At 65.9% G+C, this 20,846-nt stretch carries 11 protein-coding genes; 8 read left to right on the top strand and 3 right to left on the bottom strand.

Features of this window, described 5'->3' with window-relative positions:
- Positions 1 to 235: 235 nt before the first annotated feature.
- From AC1DUB_RS01480 to AC1DUB_RS01465, 4 genes are all read left to right on the top strand, one after another.
- Complete coding sequence (locus tag AC1DUB_RS01480) at positions 236 to 1,300, top strand: sensor histidine kinase (protein WP_477727982.1); 1,065 nt, start codon at positions 236 to 238, stop codon at positions 1,298 to 1,300.
- Positions 1,297 to 2,037 carry a LytR/AlgR family response regulator transcription factor gene (locus AC1DUB_RS01475; RefSeq protein ID WP_477720320.1) on the top strand — a complete coding sequence of 247 codons (741 nt, stop codon included), beginning with the start codon at positions 1,297 to 1,299 and terminating at the stop codon, positions 2,035 to 2,037. Before AC1DUB_RS01480 ends, AC1DUB_RS01475 begins: the two co-directional genes overlap by 4 nt.
- Before the next feature lie 211 nt (positions 2,038 to 2,248).
- Positions 2,249 to 3,421 (top strand): AI-2E family transporter, encoded by a 1,173-nt coding sequence (locus tag AC1DUB_RS01470; RefSeq protein WP_477727981.1) that lies wholly within the window; start codon positions 2,249 to 2,251, stop codon positions 3,419 to 3,421.
- 267 nt (positions 3,422 to 3,688) lie between these two features.
- Positions 3,689 to 4,468, top strand: a complete 780-nt coding sequence (locus tag AC1DUB_RS01465; RefSeq protein WP_477727980.1) for a TerC family protein — start codon at positions 3,689 to 3,691, stop codon at positions 4,466 to 4,468.
- Between the two features lie 66 nt (positions 4,469 to 4,534).
- On the opposite strand, the gene AC1DUB_RS01460 is transcribed toward AC1DUB_RS01465, so the two are convergent.
- From AC1DUB_RS01460 to ppc, 3 genes are all read right to left on the bottom strand, one after another.
- Positions 4,535 to 12,850 carry a glycoside hydrolase family 94 protein gene (locus AC1DUB_RS01460; RefSeq protein ID WP_477727979.1) on the bottom strand — a complete coding sequence of 2,772 codons (8,316 nt, stop codon included), beginning with the start codon at positions 12,848 to 12,850 and terminating at the stop codon, positions 4,535 to 4,537.
- A gap of 4 nt (positions 12,851 to 12,854) precedes the next feature.
- The gene (locus tag AC1DUB_RS01455; protein ID WP_477727978.1) at positions 12,855 to 13,085 is read right to left on the bottom strand and encodes a hypothetical protein; all 231 of its coding nucleotides are present in this window, start codon (positions 13,083 to 13,085) and stop codon (positions 12,855 to 12,857) included.
- A gap of 298 nt (positions 13,086 to 13,383) precedes the next feature.
- Positions 13,384 to 16,338 carry a phosphoenolpyruvate carboxylase gene (ppc, locus tag AC1DUB_RS01450; RefSeq protein ID WP_477727977.1) on the bottom strand — a complete coding sequence of 985 codons (2,955 nt, stop codon included), beginning with the start codon at positions 16,336 to 16,338 and terminating at the stop codon, positions 13,384 to 13,386.
- A gap of 82 nt (positions 16,339 to 16,420) precedes the next feature.
- On the opposite strand from ppc, the gene hemC reads away from it, so the two are divergent.
- Genes hemC through AC1DUB_RS01430 form a run of 4 tightly spaced genes read left to right on the top strand, consistent with a single transcriptional unit; the run spans position 16,421 to position 20,832 of the window.
- A complete protein-coding gene (gene hemC / locus AC1DUB_RS01445) occupies positions 16,421 to 17,416 on the top strand; it encodes a hydroxymethylbilane synthase (RefSeq protein ID WP_477727976.1) in 996 nt (331 codons plus the stop codon).
- Between the two features lie 13 nt (positions 17,417 to 17,429).
- Entirely contained in the window at positions 17,430 to 18,302 is an 873-nt protein-coding gene (locus AC1DUB_RS01440) for a uroporphyrinogen-III synthase (RefSeq protein ID WP_477727975.1), read from the top strand.
- The gene (locus AC1DUB_RS01435; protein ID WP_477727974.1) at positions 18,299 to 19,516 is read left to right on the top strand and encodes a uroporphyrinogen-III C-methyltransferase; all 1,218 of its coding nucleotides are present in this window, start codon (positions 18,299 to 18,301) and stop codon (positions 19,514 to 19,516) included. The genes AC1DUB_RS01440 and AC1DUB_RS01435 overlap by 4 nt, the downstream gene beginning before the upstream one ends.
- 23 nt (positions 19,517 to 19,539) lie before the next feature.
- Positions 19,540 to 20,832, top strand: coding sequence for a heme biosynthesis HemY N-terminal domain-containing protein (locus AC1DUB_RS01430; RefSeq protein WP_477727973.1), 1,293 nt, complete (start codon positions 19,540 to 19,542; stop codon positions 20,830 to 20,832).
- Positions 20,833 to 20,846 lie beyond the last annotated feature (14 nt).

The raw sequence follows: 20,846 nt of genomic DNA, 5'->3' as shown, positions 1-20,846 counted from the left end.
GGCAGGGCTGCGGGGCCGCGCGCCATGGGTTAGGGCGCCAGGTGCGCTATTCTGGGCAGGTATTCGCAGGTATTCGGCGCGGCCGGGTTTAAATCGGGTTTCAACCCGGGCTGGAAGGCCACGGCCGGTGCCATACTCGTTTCCGGTGATTTTATCTGTGACTGACCGCCATGCCGCGTTCCGCGACAAGACACTGCCATAAACCCGAATAACCCCGAGAACGCCCGCACAAACGATGAAGCCTTTGCCTGATCCACAGACCTTCGGGGAGTCCACGCTGCTGGGAAGCTTTATTCCCGCCGACGAAGAGGTGGTGGCGTGGCCGCCGGTGCGCACCAGCATGTTTGATGCCTGCCATGTCGGGGTGGTGCTGCGCGCGGTGCTGTTTGTGGAGGCGGTGGCAGGGGTTGGCGCCATGTTTGGCGCCAACCACCCGATGGATTGGCTGCTGCGGTTTTCGCTGCTGACCGGCGGCGTGTTGCCCGCCACCCTGGCCTGGCTGATCGCCATTTGCGCGCTCAAGTCGCGGCTGAACCGGCTGGATACCTCGTCGCAGTGGCTGGCCGGCATGGCACTGGGTGCGGCTGCCGGGCTCTATGGCTGCGGTCTGCTGGCACTGATAGGGCTGCTGCAGCCAGCGCCATGGTGGGCCAGCGCCGCTTCGGGCGCCCTGCTGTCGGCCATGGTGCTGGCGGGTTTGTTCTGGCGCGCCAAGGCGCGCACGCCGGCAGCCACCGCCGCGCGGCTGGCCGAGCTTCAGTCACGCATCCGGCCGCATTTCCTGTTCAACACACTCAACAGCGCCATTGCGCTGGTGCGTGCCGAGCCGGCCAAGGCCGAGGCCGTGCTGGAGGACCTGAGCGAGCTGTTTCGCCATGCGCTGGCCGATCCGGCCGAGTCCGTGACGCTGGGGCAGGAAATCGCGCTGGCCCAGCGCTACCTGGCGATAGAACAGATCCGCTTTGGTGATCGCCTGCAGGTGCAGTGGAGCCTGGACGCCAGCGCCGATGAGGCCAAACTGCCGCCGCTGCTGCTCCAGCCGCTGGTGGAAAATGCCGTCAAGCACGGCGTGGAGCCCAGCGCCAGCGGGGCGCAACTCCGGATAAGCACCCTCAGGCGCGGCGGCAAGGTGGTGATCAAGGTGATCAATTCGACGCCGGCCGGGGTGGGGGAGCGCGGCAACGGGCTGGCGCTTGCCAATGTGCGCGAGCGCCTGGTTTTGCTGCATGATGTGCAGGCACAGTTCAAGACCGTGTTCAAGGATGGTGTATTTCAGGTCAGGCTGGAGATTCCTGCATGAAACTCAAGGTACTGCTGGTTGATGATGAAGCACTCGCCCGCTCGCGCCTGCGCACGCTGCTGGGTGACTGTACGGCGCCGCAGGCGGTGGTGGCCGCGGAAGCCTGCGATGCAGTCCAGGCCATGAACGCCCTGCGGCAGGACAGCTTCGACGCGGTATTGCTGGACATCCGCATGCCGGGCGTTGACGGCATGGCGCTGGCCCGCACCATTGCGGCCCTGCCCCGGCCGCCGGCCGTGGTGTTTGTCACGGCGCATTCCGAGCATGCCGTGCAGGCTTTCGAGCTGGAAGCCATCGACTACCTGACCAAGCCGGTACGACTGGAACGCCTGCAGCAGGCGCTGCAGAAGGTGAGCCGGCTTGCGCAGACCGTACCGGGACCGCAGGCGGATGCATCCCGGGAGATGCTCATCATCCAGGATCGGGGGCGCACGGAGCGCGTGCCGCTGGCCGAGGTGCTCTACCTGAAGGCCGAGCTGAAATACATCACGGTGCGTACCGCCAGCCGCAGCTACATCCTGGACGGATCACTGAGCGAGCTGGAAGAGCGCCATGCCGCGCAGTTCATGCGCATACACCGCAATGCGCTGATCGCGCGGCGCGCGGTGCGCGCGCTCGAAAAGCATTTTGATCCCGAGGAAGGCGAAGGCTGGGCGGTGCGGCTCAACGGCATCGACGAATTGCTGGCCGTGTCGCGCCGCCAGCTCAGTGCGGTGCGTGAAGCCATCGCGGGATGACGGGCGGGCCGGTTCGGGGCTGGCGGCACCGGGGGCGGCTGCTGATTCCTTCCGGTGCCTGCGTCCTACGCCGACAGGCGGGTTGTTCAGGCCCAATGGAGGCATAACGATGACGGGGACTGCTCCACGCGGGTTTTCCGTGGGTTTTTCCGCGAGTTTTCGCCGGTACGACGGGCAAAGCCTGCAGCTGTGGGGTCCATGAGGAGCAACAATGACTGAAGAAGCCGCAAAAGATACGCCGCTTGCCGAGACGGAGGCGGCGCTTTTGCCGGAGCCGGAACGGCTGCTGCTGCACATGCCGGTAGACATCCGCAGTGTCTCGCTGGTGATCCTGGCGATTCTGGCCAGCCTGTTTATGCTTCATTGGGCCAAGGCGGTCTTTATTCCCGTCATGCTGGGTCTCCTCTTCAGTTATGCGCTGTCGCCCGTGGTCAACTGGCTGGAGCTCAAACGCGTGCCGCGCTGGCTCAGCGCCGCGGTGCTGCTGCTGGCCATTCTGGGCGCGATCGGCTCGACCGCGTATTCGCTGCGCGATGAGGCTTCCCGGTTGCTGGAGTCGTTGCCGCTGGCGGCGCAAAAGTTCAGGCAGGCGGTCAAAATGCGTGATGGCAAGCCAGACGGTGCCCTGGAAAACGTGCAGAAAGCCGCTTCCCAGATCGAACAGGCAGCGCGTGAAAGTGGTGCAGCCTCTGCCGGATCATCCCGGGGCGCCATGCGGGTCGTCGTTGAGACGGCAACGTTCAATGTGCGGGACTATCTGTGGACAGGCACCCTGGGCCTGCTCACGCTGATAGGCCAGTTCACCGTGGTGGTTTTCCTGACCTACTTCCTGATGATCTCCGGTGACACCTTCCGCCGCAAGCTGATCAAGCTGACGCCCAGCTTCAGCAGCAAGAAAATCACGCTACAGGCCTTGCATGAGATCACCGGGCAGATCCAGCGCTACCTGCAGGTGCAGCTGCTGGCCAGTGCGTTGGTGGGCGTGCTGACCTGGCTGGCCCTGCTGATCGTTGGACTGGACAACGCGGCGGTGTGGGGCATTGCCGCAGGCGTGCTGAACCTCGTGCCTTATGTGGGTTCGCTGGTGACGGCGGGCGCGTCGGGGCTGGTGGGGTTTTTGCAGTTTGGTTCGCTCGACATGGCGATCGTGGTGGCCAGCGCCTCGCTGTTCATCCACATGCTGGTGGGCAACCTGTTCACCCCCTGGTTCACCAGCCGCGCCAGCCGCTTGAGCCCGGTGGCGGTGTTTGTCGGTCTGCTGGCCTGGGGCTGGTTGTGGGGCGTTTGGGGATTGCTGCTCGGCATACCGATTCTGATGATCGTCAAGTCCGTGTGCGACCGGATCGATGACCTCAAGCCCATTGGCGAGTTTCTGGGCTCTTAGAAATGAGGCCCCCACGGTCGCTCACTGCGTGTAGCTCCCTGCCCCCCGGGGGGGCCGCTGCGCCTGCGGTCTGGCGAAGCCAGTCCCGCGGCCCCGGCTGGGGTGAAGAGCCCCCACGGTCGCTCACTGCGTGTAGCTCCCTGCCCCCGAGGGGGCCGCTGCGCTTGCGATCTGGCAAAGCCAGTCCCGCGGCCCCTACTGGTGTAAAACTTCTGCGGTCGCTACATGGCCGCGCTGGATCATTGAAAAAAAGAAAGAGGCCATGCCATGATGGAACTGCTCACCGACCCGCAAGCCTGGATTGCCTTTGCCACGCTCACTGCGCTGGAACTGGTGCTGGGCATTGACAACATCGTATTCATCTCGATTCTGGTCGACAAGCTGCCCAAGGCGCAGCAAGAACTGGCGCGCCGTCTGGGTCTGTTCATGGCGATGTTCATTCGTGTCGGGCTGCTCATGGTGCTGTCGTGGATTGTGGGTCTGACAGCGCCGGTTTTTACCGTGATCGGCCAGGAAATTTCAGGACGTGACCTGATCCTGATATGTGGCGGCCTGTTCCTTATCTGGAAGAGCACCGGGGAAATTCACCAGTCGCTGGAAGGCGAGGAAGGCCACGCCTCCAGTGCGGTGCAAGCCACGTTTGCCGCCGTCATTGTGCAGATCATGGTGGTGGACATGGTGTTCTCGCTGGACTCCATCATCACCGCCGTGGGGATGGTGGACAGCCTGCCCGTCATGATCGCCGCCGTCATCGTCTCGGTCGGCTTGATGATGCTGTTTGCCGGCACCATCGGGCGCTTTGTGTCTGACCATCCGACCATCAAAATGCTGGCGCTGTCGTTCCTGGTCGTTGTCGGTGTGGTGCTGATTGCGGAAGGTTTTGAGTACCACGTACCCAAGGGCTTCGTGTACTTTGCGATGGCATTCTCGCTGTCGGTGGAGATGCTCAATATCCGCATGCGCCGCAAGTCCGCCACGCCGGCACATCTGCACGCGGCCTACACCCGCGAAAAGGCGGCGCAAACCGACCTGCCGGATCAAGGCTGACCTCGCCATGGCCGGATGCGCCGGCCCGGCAATGGCGGGAATGGACCCCTGATCCCGTGCAACGTGTCAGCTGTAAACAGCCGCTGATGTGAATGGGGCGTTGGTCACGGCACCCTCCTGAACGAGCAGCGCAGTGCGTGGGCCCAGCGCCGCGAGCGGTAGCCACTGTCCGGGCTGCACCGTGTATTCGGGCTTGAAATCGCCGTCGGTTGCGACGCCGGCGCGCTGCCAGCGTATGTGGATGACGCGGTCCTGCAGCCTGAGCGTTACCTCCACCGAAGGCCAGTGGGCCGGCAGGCAGGGTGACATGCAAAATTCGCCCTGGCGCACCTGCAGGCCGATCAGGTTTTCCAGCGCGGCCCTGTGCAGCCAAGCGGCGGAACCCGTGTACCAGCTCCAGCCGCCGCGGCCGACATAGGGCGCGGCGCTGTACACATCGCCCGCCATCACATAGGGTTCGATCTCGTACTGCGGGCCGCGTTCGGGGTGACGGCTGCGGTGGGCGGGGCTCAGCGCCTTGAAGCTTTCCCAGGCCGCTTCGGCGTCGCCTGTTTTCGCTTGCGCCATCAGGGCCCAGACGCCGGCGTGCGAATACTGCCCGCCGTTTTCCCGGATGCCGGGGGGGTAGGCCTGAATGTAGCCCGGATTGTTTTCCGAGGTAGCGAACGGCGGGTGCAGCAGGCGCAGCAGGCCGGCCTCGGGGTCTATTAGTTCGCGATTCATGGCCTGAAGCGCCGGCACGGTGTAGGGTGGGCTGGAGGCGTCGGACAGCACCGACCAGGCCTGTGCAATCAGGTCAATCCGGCACTCTTCATTGGCCGATGAACCCAGGGGTGCGCCGTTGTCAAAGAAGGCGCGGCGAAACCACTCCCCGTCCCAGCCATCGCGGTGCAGTGCCGCGATCCAGCTCTCGCGGCTGGTGTTCCAGCGGTCCATGCGGGCCCGCTCGCCCCGGGTTTCCGCCAGGGGGCTGAACTGCGCGACCACGCTGCACAAAAACCAGGCCAGCCAGACGGATTCGCCGCGTCCCTCATGGCCCACGCGGTTCATGCCGTCGTTCCAGTCACCGGTGCCCATCAGGGGCAGGCCGTGAGCGCCCACCGCGAGGCTGCGGTCTATGGCGCGCGCGCAGTGCTCAAAGACCGACGCCGTTTCACCGCTGGCCTTGGGCGGGTAATACGCGTCTTCCGCGCCGTCGGGTATGGCCGCCCCTTCAATAAACAACACGTTCTCGTCAAGAATGCCGGCATCGCCCGTCATTGCAATGTAGTGCGCGCAGGCATAGGGAAGCCACAGCAGGTCGTCCGAAAAATGCGTGCGCACGCCTTCGCCGCCGGGTGCGTGCCACCAATGCTGCACATCGCCCTCGGGAAACTGGCGTGAGGCGTTGAGAAGAATCTGCTCGCGCAGCCGTTGCGGTTCGATCAGCGCAAAGGCCATTGCGTCCTGCAACTGGTCGCGAAACCCGAACGCTCCGCCAGCCTGGTAAAAGCCCGCCTTGGACCAAAGACGCGAGGTGAGGGTCTGGTAGAGCAGCCAGCGGTTGACCAGCGCGTCAAACAGTGGGTCGGGGGTGCGTACCTCGACTTTGCCGAGCAGGCCAGTCCAGAAGGTCTTGACACCCGCCAGCGCCTCGTCCACATCCCTGACTTGCCAGGTGCGTGCCAGTTGCTCGGCGCCTGCGGCATCGCCGGCATGACCCAGCATGAAGCACAGGTCCAGGCTCTGGCCGGCGGACAGGTTGAACTCTCCGGCGAGCGCCGCACAGGGGTCTACGCCACTCCCGGTCTGCTGGCCCAGCAAGCCGGGCAGCACCAGGCCGCCGGCGGTGTCAAAAAATTCGCGACGGTCGCACGTCCACTGCAGTGGACCGGGCAGGCCGGTCAGCGACAAAAAGGCACTGTTGCCGCCGAAGCCGGCACGGCCTTCGCGCTGCTGCGCCAGCACGGCGGGCAGATCCTGGGCTTTCCATGCATGGACGGTACGCCGGTCGTGGCGTGCCGCGCCCATCTGCCACTCCACCATGGCCAGCGCGCGCAGACGGCGCTTGCCGGCGCCCTGCTGGTGCAGCCGCACCCGCACGATCTTGACGGCATCATTGCGGTCGGCAAAGAAGGTGGTTTCCACCTTCAGCTCGCCGTGCAGGCATTCAAACACGGTGTAGCCCTGGCCGTGACGCACGCGGAACGCCTGCTGTGAACCACTTTCGGTGGAGGGGCTCAGGGCGAGCGGCTTTCCCGTATCGAGGTCCTGCAGCAGGTAGTGTTCAAAACCGGGATCCCGCACCGGATCGTTGGACCACGGCGTGAGTTGATGCAGGCGGCTGTTGACTGCCCAGGTGTAGCCGGCGCCCGCTTCGGACACCTGAAAACCGAAGGACGGATTCGAAATCACGTTGATCCACGGGCGCGGCGGGCGGTGCTGGTGATCGACGTCGAACTGGAATTCTCCGGTGGCGGCGTCGAAGCGCCCTGCGGGCGCCTGCAGCGAAACAGGCGAGACAGGTTGCGCGGACGGGGGGTCTTCCGCCACTTCGAGCAGGGGCATGGCGGCGCGCGGGCTCCGGCGCGTTGGCCCGGCCAGGTCCTTCCAGGCTGCCACCTGTTGCTGGAGGGGTCGCCCGTCTGCGACGAGGGTAATGCGCGCCAGACCGGACAGCGCAGCCTTTTCGGATGGTGCCACCTCGTGGTCGCGCAGCAGGAAGAAACCAGCGACATCGCTGCGCGGAAAGCTGTTTTCCGCCTGCTGGAGGGTATGGTCGCGCAGGGCGAGGATGCTCTGCTGCAGGGGCATCAGGTAGGAGTTGACCTCGCTGTTGAGGATCACCACGTCGGTCGCCAGGCCGCAGAAGCTCCACCAGGGTTGGGCGCGCAGCAGGGCACGCACGAGACCCAGTCCGATGCTGGAGTGAATGCGCACCAGCACGATGGGCTTGTCGCCCGACAGGCCGAAGCGCCAGAGCTGGCGCTGGTCCACCGGGCCGCGATCGCTCCCGGGACGTGCCGCCGTGTACATCAGCGCCGTGTTGAGATCCTGGAGGGCCTCGTTTTCTTCCGGATCCGTTCCCAGATCGCGCAGACGTACCTGCGCCAGCGTGGCGGCCATCCGGGTGGCCCGCTCCACGTGCATGGTCTGCAGGTATTTGTCGATGCGCGGCTCCAGCTCCTCGGTCGTTTCCGCGGCGGCGGTCGCAAAAGTCAGCCGCGCAACACCACCGGCCTGGATGCGCACCCGCACGCGCAGGCCCGCGACGGGGTCGAGCCCATTGACGGGGGAACCATCGGCCTGCCTGGCCTGCGCCTGCAATGCGGGTTGTCCGGGCACATGGTTGCGCCCGAGGAAGGTGCGCCGGTCGGCGATGAAGTCGATGGCCCGCACATTGGCATCGGAATCGGCCAGGAAATGCGCCATGGCCATGCCCGGATCTTCCTGCAGCCGGGGTTTGCGCGACAGGATCAGGGCGCGCCACTCGGGATGCCACCCGGTTTGCACAAACAGGTTGGAGAAGGCGGGGTGGGCCTCGTCGGCGCGTGGATCGGTCAGCACCGCCTCAAGGCATGAAATCACTTCCAGCGTGACCGTGGCCGTGGAGAGGTTGTGCAGCGTGACCGTGCGGATCTCGGTGTCGTCCTCCGGACTCACCAGCACGCTGGTCGTCACCTCCAGGTCATTCGACATGGCGTCAAACTGGACCCGATCCGCGAGAAACATGGCCGAGTAATGCCAGTCGGGATTCGGCGCGGGGTGGTACGTGAGGGATGAGGCGCGTGCCTGACCTTCGGTGCGAAGGTAAATGAACGTGCCGTACTCGTCGCGCAGGAGGTCGTCGCGCCAGCGCGTGATGTTGTACGTGCGGTTTTGCGCGTGCCAGCGGCTCACGCCTGCGCCACTGGCGCGCAGTGCCACGCTGTAGCGCCCGTTGGACAGCAGCTGCGTCGGCTGCCAGCCGGTTGCCGCCGGATCCACATCGCGCGACTGGTAAAGGGGCCCCTCCTCGATCAAGTCAGGCTCCGGGAGGGTGCGCGGATCGGCACTCTCGATGATCTGGCGCGGTGTGCGTTCATGAAGCAGCGACTCGTGGGCCTGCACCAGCGGCGCTGAGGCGAACCAGCGGCGCGGCGCCTCGTCGCACAGCACATTGCACAGCGCCACCAGCGACATGCCCTGGTGATGCGCCATGAAGTTGTAGACCACGCTGAGCGCCTGCGCCGCCGGCTGCCGGGAGACCGTGAAGTCTACCGCATCCATGAAGCCGCAGTCTCCGCGCGCGCCGAGCGCTTCGAGCCGGCGCAGGTTGGCAACCGCCTGCCGGGGGGCAAACATGGCTGCCATCACGCTGGCATACGGCGCCACGACCCGGTCACCGGGGGGTGTGCGGCGCAGGGCCAGCCGCGGCACCCCGAAGGGCGCGTACTGGTAGGCGAGGGTGTGGTCCTGCGCCAGATAAGCGGACTCGGAGACTCCCCAGGGCAGGTGGTTTGCCCTCCCAAAAGCCTGCTGCTCCTTGACCGCCGCGAGGCCAGAGACATGCAGCAGGCCCTGGTCGGGTTCGGTCATGACCAGCGAGGGCATCAGGTACTCGAACATGGAGCCTGACCATGACTTGAGTCCGGGCGTGATGCCGACCGTCAGGAAGGCGCGCCCCAGTGCCAGCCAGTGGCGCCGCGGTATGTCGCCCTTGGCCATCGCCAGAAAGCTCGTCAGCCTGACCTCGGATGCCATCAGGTCGTAGTAGCTGGCATCCAGCGCCTGCTCGTGCACGCGCAAGCCGATATGAAACAGGTGACGCTTGGCACTGTAAAGACCCCTGAAGTCCATCGCCATGCACAGGCGCTCGCAGCGATCGGCAAGATAGTTCAGGCTGGCGGCCTGTTCCGCGGTCAAGGAAGCGACAGGCGTGGGGGCCATCGAATGCAGCGAAGGGTCGCCCCGAGCAAGTTCAGCCCCGTTTCCTGATGAAAGGGGCAGCGCTACGCCGAAGGCACGCGCAGCGACAAGCGTGGGGGCCAGCAATCTCCGGCATGCCTGCGCAGTGGCCAGCAAATGGCCCGCCAGGTTGCCGCTGTCCACGGTCGACACGTAGGCGGGAAGCAGCACCTGCAGCGTGCGCGTTTCATACCAGTTGAACAGATGGCCATCGTGCTTGGGCAAGCGCTCCACCGTGCCGAGCGTGGCTTCCAGCCGCGTGAGGAGGTCGGCGACGGTGATCCATCCAAACTCGTGCGCGCATGCCGTGGCCAGCAGGTACAGGCCGATGTTGGTGGGCGATGTGCGGTGGGCGATCGTCGGCTCGGGCAACAGCTGCAGGTTGTCCGGCGGCAGGTGGTTGTCTTCGGGCCCGACGCAGTGCTCAAAAAACTGCCAGGTCTGCCGGGCCAGCTGATGCAGGTAGTCCCGGTCCCTGGCGTCGAGCGTCAGCCGTAGCGGGCGTGCCGCCGGTTTGCTGGCCCACCAGCTGGTCAGGGGCGCCATGGCCCACAGCAGGAACAGGGCGGCGCCGGCCCAGGGATGCGGGCTCCAGCACGCGGCCACTGCCAGCCCCGCGCAAAGAAGCGACGCCGCCGCGTGGCGGCGCAGGAAGGCGCCCATCGTGTATTTCGCCGACGCCTGCGCCTGCACCGCCATGGTCCATTCGAGCAGGTGCCTGTGGCTGACGGCCATGCGCCACAGGGCCCGCGCAATCGCGTCGGAAATCAGGCCGGCCTGAACCGCGAGCTGGCTGAACTGCCAGGCGCTTGCCGCAAAACTGCGTGCCACCTCGCGCAAGCCTACATGGAAGAAATGAAGCCATGCAATGCCGCGGCGCGTGGGCACCAAACCTGCCAGCGCCCCCATCAACGGTCCGGCCAGGTAGGCGGAAAGGACGAATGCCAGGGTGGTCACCAGCGAAAGGGCACCGGTGAAGATCACCCACACCAGCAGCGCCAGTGCAGCGGGTGCGACGAGCGAGCGGCGCAGGTTGTCCGTCATGCGCCACACACCCAGCGCGTCAATACCGAAGTGCCGGGCGCGCAGCATCAGGGGCAGCAGCTGCCAGTCACCCCGTGTCCAGCGATGAACGCGCGATGCCGCCACACCGGTGTGATGGGGATGGTCTTCCAGCAGGACGACGTCGCTGACATAGCCACAGCGGGTGATGCTGCCTTCCAGCAGGTCATGGCTCAAAACCGCGCCTTCCGGCAGCCGCTGGTCCAGCACCGCATGAACCGCAGCCACATTGAGCAGCCCCTTGCCGGTAAACGTCCCCTGGCCAAACACATCCTGGTACAGGTCGGAGGCGCTGCTGCCGTAAGGGTCCAGGCCGCACTGGCCCGCAAACATCGCATGAAATGGTGAACGCTCATGGTGCGCCGACAGGGGTGTCACCACGCGCGGTTGCAGGATGCCGTAACCCGCGGTCACGCGGTGGCCTTTGCGGTCAATCTGCGGCGCATTCAGCGGATGGGCGGCGATGGAGACCAGTTCCCGCAGGGCGCCCGCGGGCAGGGTGGTGTCGCTGTCCAGCGTCAGGACATAGCGCGCGCCGTCTGCCAGGCGCATGTCGGGGCTGACCGGCACAAACGTCGATGCCGAGCCCTCGGCCAGTTGCCGCAGCAGTATTTCGAGCTTGCCGCGCTTGCGTTCCCAGCCTATCCAGCGCCGTTCTGTGGGCGACCAGCTGCGCGGGCGGTGCAGCAGCACAAAACGGGGGGGCGCGCCGGCGGCGGGCGGGTAGCGGCGGTTGAGCGCGCGCAACCTGGCGAGGGCGTCATCGAGCAGGGCCTGGTCACCAGGCAGGGTGGGCGTGTCCGCGTCGACCCAGTCTGTCAGCAGGGCGTACTGGGCGTGGATTTCGCGGCTGGCCAGCCAATGCAGGCCGAGCCGGTGCACGAGTTCGTTGTTGGAGGCGGTGGAACTGAGCATGGCGGGAATCACCACCAGCACGCGGTGCTCGGCCGGAATGCCGGCGCTGAAGTCAAGGCGGGCCATCGGCTGGATGCGGGTCGACTCCGCAATCAAGCGGTGAATCAGTGAGGCCACGGCTTCGGAGGCAGGCCACGCCATCAGGAATACAGCCACCCAGCCCGTCCAGTGCATGGCGGCAGGCGCAGGCACGGCCCACCAGAGAGCGGCTACCGTGCCGGCCAGCCAGACCGCGGCATACAGCGGCAGGCGCCAGGCGCGCCGCGTCAGTCTGGCCGGCAGTGCTTTGAGAGGTGCGCCGGGCGGGCGCAGCGCCGCTTCCAGCAGCGGGCGGCCAGGCCCCATCAGGTAGTAGCCTGCCGTTCGCGCGACCATTGAATTGTTGGGCTGCCGGGCGGCCGCCAGCACGGCTTCGGCCACGGCACGTTCGGAGCGGCCGCTTTGCTGGGACAGCCTTTCCATCGCCCGCGTGATCTGCTGGCGCGTCATCTCGCTTTCCCTGGAAAAGCTGGGCAACCGGCGCAGGACCTGCAGCGAATGGCTCACTGGCTCAATCAGTTCGGCCCATTCCACCTGGCCAATCAGCCTGAGCGTGGTGATGATGTTGCTGACCGTGAGGTTGGCCGCGACCTGGCTGGTTTGCCCCTCGCCAATCAGGCCCAGCCCATCGGGGCAGTGGTGTTCTATCCAGCCGACAAGGGGAACGGCGGAATCCACCTGTTCCGCGGGCATGCGCTGCCACAGCTGGGTCAGGTAGCCGCGTTCGAGGCCACGGCTTTGCAGACGCTGGTGCAGCTCATCGAGCGCCTGCACGCTCATGGTATCGGCCGAATCCCAGACGGCGTGTGCGACTTCCCGTGCGACCTTGTTCCAGGCAATCCGGTCGGCCATGCGCCGCAGGTTTTCCAGCAGCACCACGCGCAGGGTGGTAGGCAGGGCCCAGAGTTCGCCCAGGGTGAGTTCGCTGACCTCCTGGTAGGCATGCAGGAAAGCCGTGAAGAGCACCGGGTCGAGCACGCTGTCGGTGTGTGCAACATAGGCCCAGGCGATGCCGTAGACGCGCGGCAGGCCTTCCAGCGGCTTGTCGGCCAGTTTGGGCAGGTCCGCATAGTAGCGGTGGGGAACGCCCTCCTGGATCTGCTGAAGCTGCGCTTCAATCAGGTGAAAGTTGTCGAGCAGCCACTCGGCAGCAGGTGTCACGTAATGGCCGCTTTGCGAGGTCAGGGCGATGTAGTCGTAGGCCTGGCGAAGCGCGGCGATGTTTTCCTTCACGCGGGGGAAAAAGGGCGGCCCGCGGTCGGGGCTGCCGGCGGGCCGCACGGCCTGCGCCGCCGCCAAGCTGCGGCCGTGCTGCTCAAACCGCTGCGCGCCGAAGAGCTCCGCGCGGATGGGCTCCTGCAGCTCATCGCGCTGGGAAAAAATAACTTTCCTGGCGTAGGGACTTAAGGACTCCAGCCGTTCGATGGGAGTCGTTTTCACACGCTCAGGCTACAACGACAAGCAGGCCGAGGCAGATTGCCAACACTGCCGAGACCGTGACAATGCGCGGGCTCACCAAGCCATGAATGGATTGAAGTGCCGAATGCAAGGCAAAGAAACGGCTGCGTGAGCTGGCGCAGTGACTCATGTGGGACGCCAGGTTGGCGGCGTCCGCGGACACAAAATCGGTGGTGCGGGCCGACGACGAATCGGCCATGATCTCAAGGGTCGTCATGATTGTTGCGCTCCGGGGGATGAGTATGGATAGTCACCGCGCAGCGAAACGCACGCGGATTTTCCATGGCTAACACCCATGCTAAGCGGGGGCGCCCCGAAAAGACATCAGACGACTCCGGAGTTTGGCTAGGACAATGCCTACAGGGCCTACTGCAACAGGGCTTGCTACCGGCCTTCTGCAGGCGCGCCAGAATACCCCTGCGCCCCTATCCGCCTGGTCCGGCGGGGGTGGGAAACGGTGCGTCGGTCAGGGCGGTCAGGTCAGGTAGGGAGGGTAGGTCCGGTAAACCCCAAAATCAGCCCGTGTTGCGCAATCCGGCCGCAATCCCGTTGATCGAAATATGGATGCCGGTTTGCACTTTCTGGTCGGCCTTGCCTTCGCGGTAGCGCCGCACCAGCTCGACCTGCAGATGGTGCAGGGGGTCAATGTAGGGGAAACGGTGGCGAATCGAGCGCTGCAGCGCGGCATTGCCGGCCAGCCGCTGTTTTTCACCGGTGATCAGCGTCAGCGCTTCCGCGGTACGGTGCCACTCTGCCTCGATCGCGGTGAAAACCTTCTTGCGCAGCCGGGCGTCACCCACCAGCTCGGCGTAGCGCGACGCCAGCGCCAGATCACTTTTGGCCAGCACCATGTCCATGTTGCTCAGCAGGGTGCGAAAGAAAGGCCACTGCTTGTACATTTTTTGCAGCAGGGCCAGCGTTTCCTTGCGGGTGGCGGGTGTGCCGCCCGCGTCGAGCATTTTTTCAATGGCGGCGCCAAAGCCATACCAGCCGGGCAGGGTCAGGCGGCACTGGCCCCAGCTGAAGCCCCACGGAATGGCGCGCAGGTCTTCAATTTTCTGCGAAGCCTTGCGCGATGCGGGGCGAGAGCCGATATTGAGTTCGGCAATCTCCCGGATCGGTGTGGCGCCAAAAAAGTACTCGTTGAAACCTGGTGTTTCGTAGACCAGCGCGCGGTAGGCGGCCATGCTGGCCTGTGACAACTCGGCAGCCGCCTGCAAAAAGGCCTTGGTCGCCGGTTTGGTCGGTTGCAGGAGCGTGGCTTCCAGCGTGGCCGCCACCAGGGTTTCAAGATTGCGCCGGCCGATTTCCGGGTTGGCGTATTTGGAGCCGATGACCTCGCCCTGCTCGGTCAGGCGGATCTGCCCGCGCACCGTGCCCGGGGGCTGCGCCAGGATGGCCTGGTAGCTCGGGCCACCGCCCCGGCCTACCGTGCCGCCGCGGCCATGGAACATGCGCAACTGGATGTTGTGCGAGTTCGCCAGCTGGTCGAACAGCTCGACCAGCGCGATCTCGGCGCGGTACAGCTCCCAGTTGCTGGTGAAGATGCCGCCGTCCTTGTTGCTGTCGGAATAGCCGAGCATGATGTCCTGCTCGGCGCCACTGCGTTGCACCAGCTGGGCGATCCCCGGCAGCGCGTAGAACTCGCGCATGATGGGCGCGGCATTGCGCAGGTCTTCGATGGTTTCAAACAGCGGCACCACGATCAGGTCGTTGGTGGCGCCGTTGTCGCACGTCGCGTCGCCGGGCCGCCCCAAGGCGCAAGCGCCCCCCTGGGGGGCAGCGCCGTACACGGAGTGACCAGCGTGGGGGTCATTGAGAATGCCATGCATCAGCCCGACTTCTTTTTGCAGCAGCAGCACTTCCAGCAAATCGCTCACGGTTTCGGTGTGGCTGATGATGTAGTGGCGTATGGCTTCCTTGCCAAAGCGCGCGCGCGCGGTGCGTGCGGCTTCAAAGATGGCCAGCTCGCTCTGCGCATGCGCCGAGTAGGCGGTGCCGATCACGCGCAGGGGTCGCGCGTCGTTGAGCAGGCGGATCAGCAGCGCGCGCTTTGCGGCTTCGTCCAGGCTGGCGTAGCGGGGTTCGATGCGCGCCACGGCCAGCAGTTCGGCCACTACTTCCTCGTGTTTGTCGGAGCTCTGGCGCAGGTCCACCGTCGCCAGGTGAAAACCAAACACTTCGACCGCCCGGATCAGCGGATGCAGGCGCTGGGCCACCAGCGCCTCGCCGTGATTTGACTTCAGCGACGCTTCAATCGTGCGCAGGTCCGCCAGGAAATCTTCGGCCCGGGCATAGGCGTTCTGCGGCGCCACGGCGTGGCGGGCGGCCTCGCCACCCGTCAGATCCTTCAGGGTGGCGGCCAGCCGGGCGTACACGCCGGTCAGGGCACGGCGATAGGGCTCGTCCTTGCGGTGTTCGTTGGTGTCCGGCGAGCTTTCAGCCAGGGCCTGCATGCCCGGGCTGACCTCCACCAGCATGGCTGACAGCGACAGCTCGCCGCCCAGGTAGTGGACTTCGGTCAGGTAGTGGCGCAGGGCCACTTCGGCCTGCCGTGCCAGCGCGTAGTTGAGCGTGTCCGCACTGACATTCGGATTGCCATCGCGGTCGCCGCCTATCCACTGCCCCATGCGCAGGAAGCTGTGCACCGGCTGGTTGCCCAGCTCGCGCTCCAGGTTGGCGTAGAGCTTGGGGATTTCGCGCAGGAAGGTGGCCTCGTAGTAGCTCAGCGCGTTTTCGATCTCGTCGGCCACCGTGAGCTTGGAAAAGCGCAGCAGGCGCGTTTGCCACAACTGCATCACGCGGGCGCGCAACTGGGCTTCGTTGGCCGCCAGCTCGCGGGGCGTGAGGGCGTCCTTCGCGGCGTTGGTGGCCTGCGCCAGCGCCTTGATGTCATCGCGCGCGGTCAGCAGCTGCGCAATGTCGCGTTCGGCATCCAGAATGCTTTTGCGCTGCACTTCGGTGGGGTGGGCGGTGAGCACCGGCGACACGAAACTGTGGGCCAGTGTGCTGGCGATGGTTTTGGGGGATATCCCCGCCCAGCGCAGGCGGGCCAGCGCTACTTCGATGCTGCCTTCCTGGGTGTCGCCCGCGCGCTCGTGGACGGCGCGGCGGCGGATATGGTGGCGGTCTTCCGCCAGGTTGGCCAGGTGGCTGAAGTAGGTAAAGGCCCGGATGACGCTGACGGTCTGCTCGCCGCTGAGGCCCTTGAGCAGCTTCTTGAGCGCCTTGTCGGCTTCCTGGTCGGCATCGCGCCGAAAAGCCACCGAAAGCTTGCGTACCTGCTCGATCAGTTCGTAGGCGATGACCCCTTCCTGCTCGCGAATCACGTCTCCCAGGATACGGCCCAGCAGGCGGATGTCTTCCACCAGCGGGCGTTCGTTGTCCCGGGACCGGGTGGAGGCCTTGCCGGTGGTGGTGCCGTCTTTGGCGTTCTCATTGACCTTCCTGGCGCGTGCTGAAATGACCATCTCTGCCCTCTGGTTCTGGACCTGTTCTTGAACCCCGCATGCTAGCATTCACTTTCCCCCAAGGATTACGAACAGGTTACGAGTGTCTGCAGCGTTTCAACCCGGCAACCCGCTTGCCCCCCAAAAAATCGTCATCGCCACGCGCGAAAGCCGGCTGGCCCTGTGGCAGGCCGGGCATGTCAAGGCCCTGCTCGAATCGCGTCTGGGCTGGCAGGTGGAACTGCTGGGCATGACGACCCAGGGCGACCAGATCCTGGACCGTTCCCTGAGCAAGGTCGGCGGCAAGGGCCTGTTTGTCAAGGAGCTCGAAATTGCCCTCAGCGAAGGCCGGGCCGACCTGGCCGTGCATTCGCTCAAGGACGTGCCCATGGATCTGCCCGAAGGCTTCGCGCTGGCCTGCGTGCTGGAGCGCGAAGATCCGCACGACGCCTTTGTCTCCAGCCAGTTTGCTTCGCTGGCCGACCTCCCGCAGGGCGCAGTGGTCGGAACCTCCAGCCTGCGCCGGCTGGTGCTGCTTAAAGCGCTGCGGCCTGACCTGAAAATCGAGCCGCTGCGCGGTAATCTCGACACACGCCTGCGCAAGCTCGACGAGGGCCACTACCACGCCATCGTGCTGGCGGCGGCCGGGCTCAAGCGGCTGGGCCTTGAGGCGCGCATTCGCAGCATCTTTGCGCCCGCCGACATGCTGCCGGCCGCGGGGCAAGGCGCGCTGGGCATTGAGGTGCGGGCCGACCGCAGTGATTTGATGCAGGCCCTCGGAACGCTGGCCCATCAGCCGACCTGGCTGGCGGTGACGGCTGAGCGCACCGTCTCGCGCGCCATGGGCGGCAGCTGCTCCATGCCGCTGGCCGCCTACACCCAGGGTCCGGCCGCTGAAGGCATGCAGCTCCATGCGGCCTGGGGCGATCCGGCCACCGCCGAGGCTCCGGCCGGCCGACCATTGGCCCCGCTGGTGCGGGTGCAAAAAACAGCGGTAGTGCGCAGTTTTTCCGAGGCCGAGGCGCTGGGCGAAGCGGTGGCGGCGCAGCTGCGTGCCGGCGGCGCGGTCTGGGCCACCAACACATCTTCCGACACCTGACGCCGGGGGCCGAGTGAGCATTCCCCGCCCTGTCCGCGTCATTGTGACCCGGCCCGCTCGCGATGCGCAGCACTGGGTGCAGCAGCTCCAGCAGAGCGGCATCGAGGCCGAGGCTCTGCCCCTGATTGACATTGCACCGGCCAGCAGGCTTTCGGACCTGCAGGCGCTGGAGCAGGCCTGGCAAACGCTGGACAGCTACGCTGCCTGCATGTTTGTCAGTGCCAATGCGGTAGAGCATTTTTTCAGGGGAAATTCGGCTGTTAGCCTTGAATTCGTTGAACAATCAGCTATTAATAACATAGCGAATTCGGTCTTAAGCCGGCCATTGCCCGACCTGCGCTTCATGGCGCCGGGGCCGGGCACGGTGGYTGCACTGCTTGCCGCCGGCGTTCCCGCGGCGCAGATCGATGCGCCGGCGCCGGATGCCAGCCAGTTTGATTCGCAAGCCCTGTGGCAGGTGGTGGGCCCGCGCCGCTGGCAGGGCCGCCGGGTGCTGATCGTGCGCGGGCACAGCGTCGGTGCGGCGAGCGAGGGCACAGGCTCGCCGGGCCGGGACTGGCTGGCACGCCAGTGGGAAGCGGCGGGCGCACAGGTGGATTTCCTGGCGGTGTACCAGCGCCGTGCGCCGGTGCTGACCGAAGCGCAGCTGCGGCGTGCCAGGGCTGCCAGCACCGATGGCTCGGTCTGGCTGTTCAGCAGTTCAGAAGCGGTGGCCAACCTGGCCAGCCTGCCGGCGATGGACTGGCGCCACGCGCGCGCCGTGGCCACGCATCCGCGCATTGCCGATACCGTGCGTGCTGCGGGCTGGGGTGTTGTTGTGGAGTCACGTCCGGCGCTGAACGACATCAAGGCCGTTGTCCGCTCGATAGAATCACTTCATCCATGAGCGACAGCAGCCATCCCGCCCAGCCCCAACAACCCGTTCCCGACAGCGAGTCTGTGCTGGAGCGCGCGTCAGACGCCGAACGCAGCGAAGGGCCGCCCCGAGCAAGTTCAGCCCCCCCGGGGGGCAGCGCAGTACGCGAAGCGACAAGCGTGGGGGCCAACAATACCTCCTGGGTGGTGCCCCGCAAATGGGCGCTCCTGGTGGCGGTGCTGGCGGCGGCCGGCTTGCTCGCCAGCGGGCTCCTCTGGCAAAAGCTCGGCAATATCCAGGAAGAACTCGCCCGCCGCAGCACGGAGTCGGGTGCGCAGGCGATTGAAGCGCGCACGCTGGCCCGGCAGGCCCAGGAAGGCGCGCGGGAGCTGTCGGCCCGGGTGGCCCTGCAGGAAACCCGCATCAGCGAAGTCAGCCTGCAGCGCACGCAACTTGAAGAGCTGATGCAGAGTCTGTCACGCTCGCGGGATGAAAATCTGGTGGTGGATATGGAGTCTGCGTTGCGGCTGGCCCAGCAGCAGGCCCAGCTCACCGGCAGCGCCGAGCCGCTGCTTGCCGCGCTCAAGTCGGCCGAGCAGCGCCTGGCGCGCGCCGCCCAGCCCCGCCTGAACCCCTTGCAGCGCGCCATCTCCCGGGACATGGACCGTATCAAGGCGGCCAGCCTGACCGATGTGCCCGTGCTGCTGCTCAAGCTCGACGAACTGGTCCGCCTGGCCGACGACTTGCCGCTGGCCAATGCCATGGTGGCTGCGGCGCCTGTGCGCGGGGCGAATGGCCTCGCCGGGGCGGCTTCGGTCCCGCACACCGGCGCCTCCACGCCCCAGCACTCGCTGCTGGTGTTTGACAAGCTGGTGCTCAATACCTGGGCGCAGCGGACGCTCGACAACCTGCGCGAAGAAGCCCGCAAGCTCTTGCGCGTGAGCCGCATCGAGCAGCCTGAGGCGGCACTGCTTTCTCCCGAACAGTCGTTTTTCCTGCGTGAAAACCTCAAGCTCAAGCTGCTCAATGCGCGCCTTGGCCTGCTGTCACGCCAGACGGAAGCCGCGCGCGCGGACTTGCTGAGCGCCAACGCCTGGCTGGGTAAATACTTTGACCCTGCTTCGCGCAAGACCCAGGTGGCGGCCCAGTTGCTGCAACAGGTGCAGGGCCAGCTCAAAACCAGCGAGCTGCCCCGCCTGGACGAAACCATGTCTGCACTGGCCACCGCGGCTGCAGGCCGTTAAGCGTTAAGGACAGGGAGCCAACGATGCGCGCCGCCCTCTGGCTTGTGGCCCTGTTTGGTGTCGCCGTGGCTGTGGCCCTGTTTGCGGGCAACAACCAGGCGGTGGTCACTGTCTTCTGGCCGCCGCACCGGCTTGATGTTTCCTTCAACCTGATGGTGCTGGTACTGGCAGGCTTTTTCATGCTGCTGTACGGTGCCCTGCGCGCCATGTCGGCCCTGTTTGCCCTGCCGCTGGAAGCGCGGCGCTGGCGCGCCCAGCAGAAAGAGCGTGCCATGTACGGCTCCCTGATGGACTCGCTGGCGAACCTGCTGGCGGGGCGCTACATCCGCGCCACCAAGTCGGCGCAAAACGCCCTGGTGCAGGAAAAAAGCCTGGGCCTGCTCACCGATCAATCGGGCCACGTGACCGGCCACAGCGCCAGCCGGTCCACGCAATTGCGATCGCTGGCCCACCTGCTGGTAGCGGAAAGCGCGCAGTCCCTGCAAAACAGTGCCTTGCGCGACCAGCACCTGCAGCTGGCGCTGCAAAGCGCGGCCCAGCGCCATGCGCAGGAAGTGCGCGAGGGTGTGCAGCTCCGTGCGGCACGCTGGGCGCTGGAAGACCGTGATGCCGGCGCTGCACTCGAGTGGCTGACGCAGTTGCCCCAGGGCGCCGCGCGGCGCACCCTGGCCCTGCGCATGAAGCTGCGCGCCACCCGTCAGGTCAAGCAGACCTTGCTGGCGCTGGACACCGCCCGCCTGCTGGCCAAGCACCGTGCTTTTTCACAGGCGGCGGCGCAAAGCATTGTGCGTGGCCTGGCACTGGAGTTGCTGAACGACGCGCACGATCCGGCGCAGTTGCAGCAAGCCTGGTTTTCGCTGGACGAGAGCGAGCGGGCCATGCCTGAGCTGGTGGTGCATGCGGCATCGCGGCTGATGGCGCTGCACGGCGATGCCGGGCTGGCGCGCGCCTGGCTGCTGCAGGTGTGGGACCGCATGATGGAGCCGCGTTCGGAGATCGGCGACAACCTTCGCATCAAGCTGATCACGGTGCTGGAAGCTGGCCTGGACTCCCTGGACGCGGCCTGGCTGGCCCGTATCGAAACGGCGCAGCTCAGCCGGCCGCGCGACGCCAATTTGCAGTACCTGGCCGGCATGGCCTGCCTGAACCGCCAACTGTGGGGCAAGGCCCGCCAGCTGCTGTCGCAAGCCGCCATGGGCCTGCAGGATGCCACGCTACACCGCAATGCCTGGCGTGCACTGGCGGTGCTGGCTGAGCAGCGTGAGGATGAGCCGGCGGCGGCCCAGGCCTACAAGCGCGCTGCACAGCTTAATTAGAGTAGAAGCGCAAG

It is taken from the genome of Polaromonas sp. P4_F9, from assembly GCF_056401235.1.
This window is presented reverse-complemented; position numbering and strand designations above follow the sequence as displayed.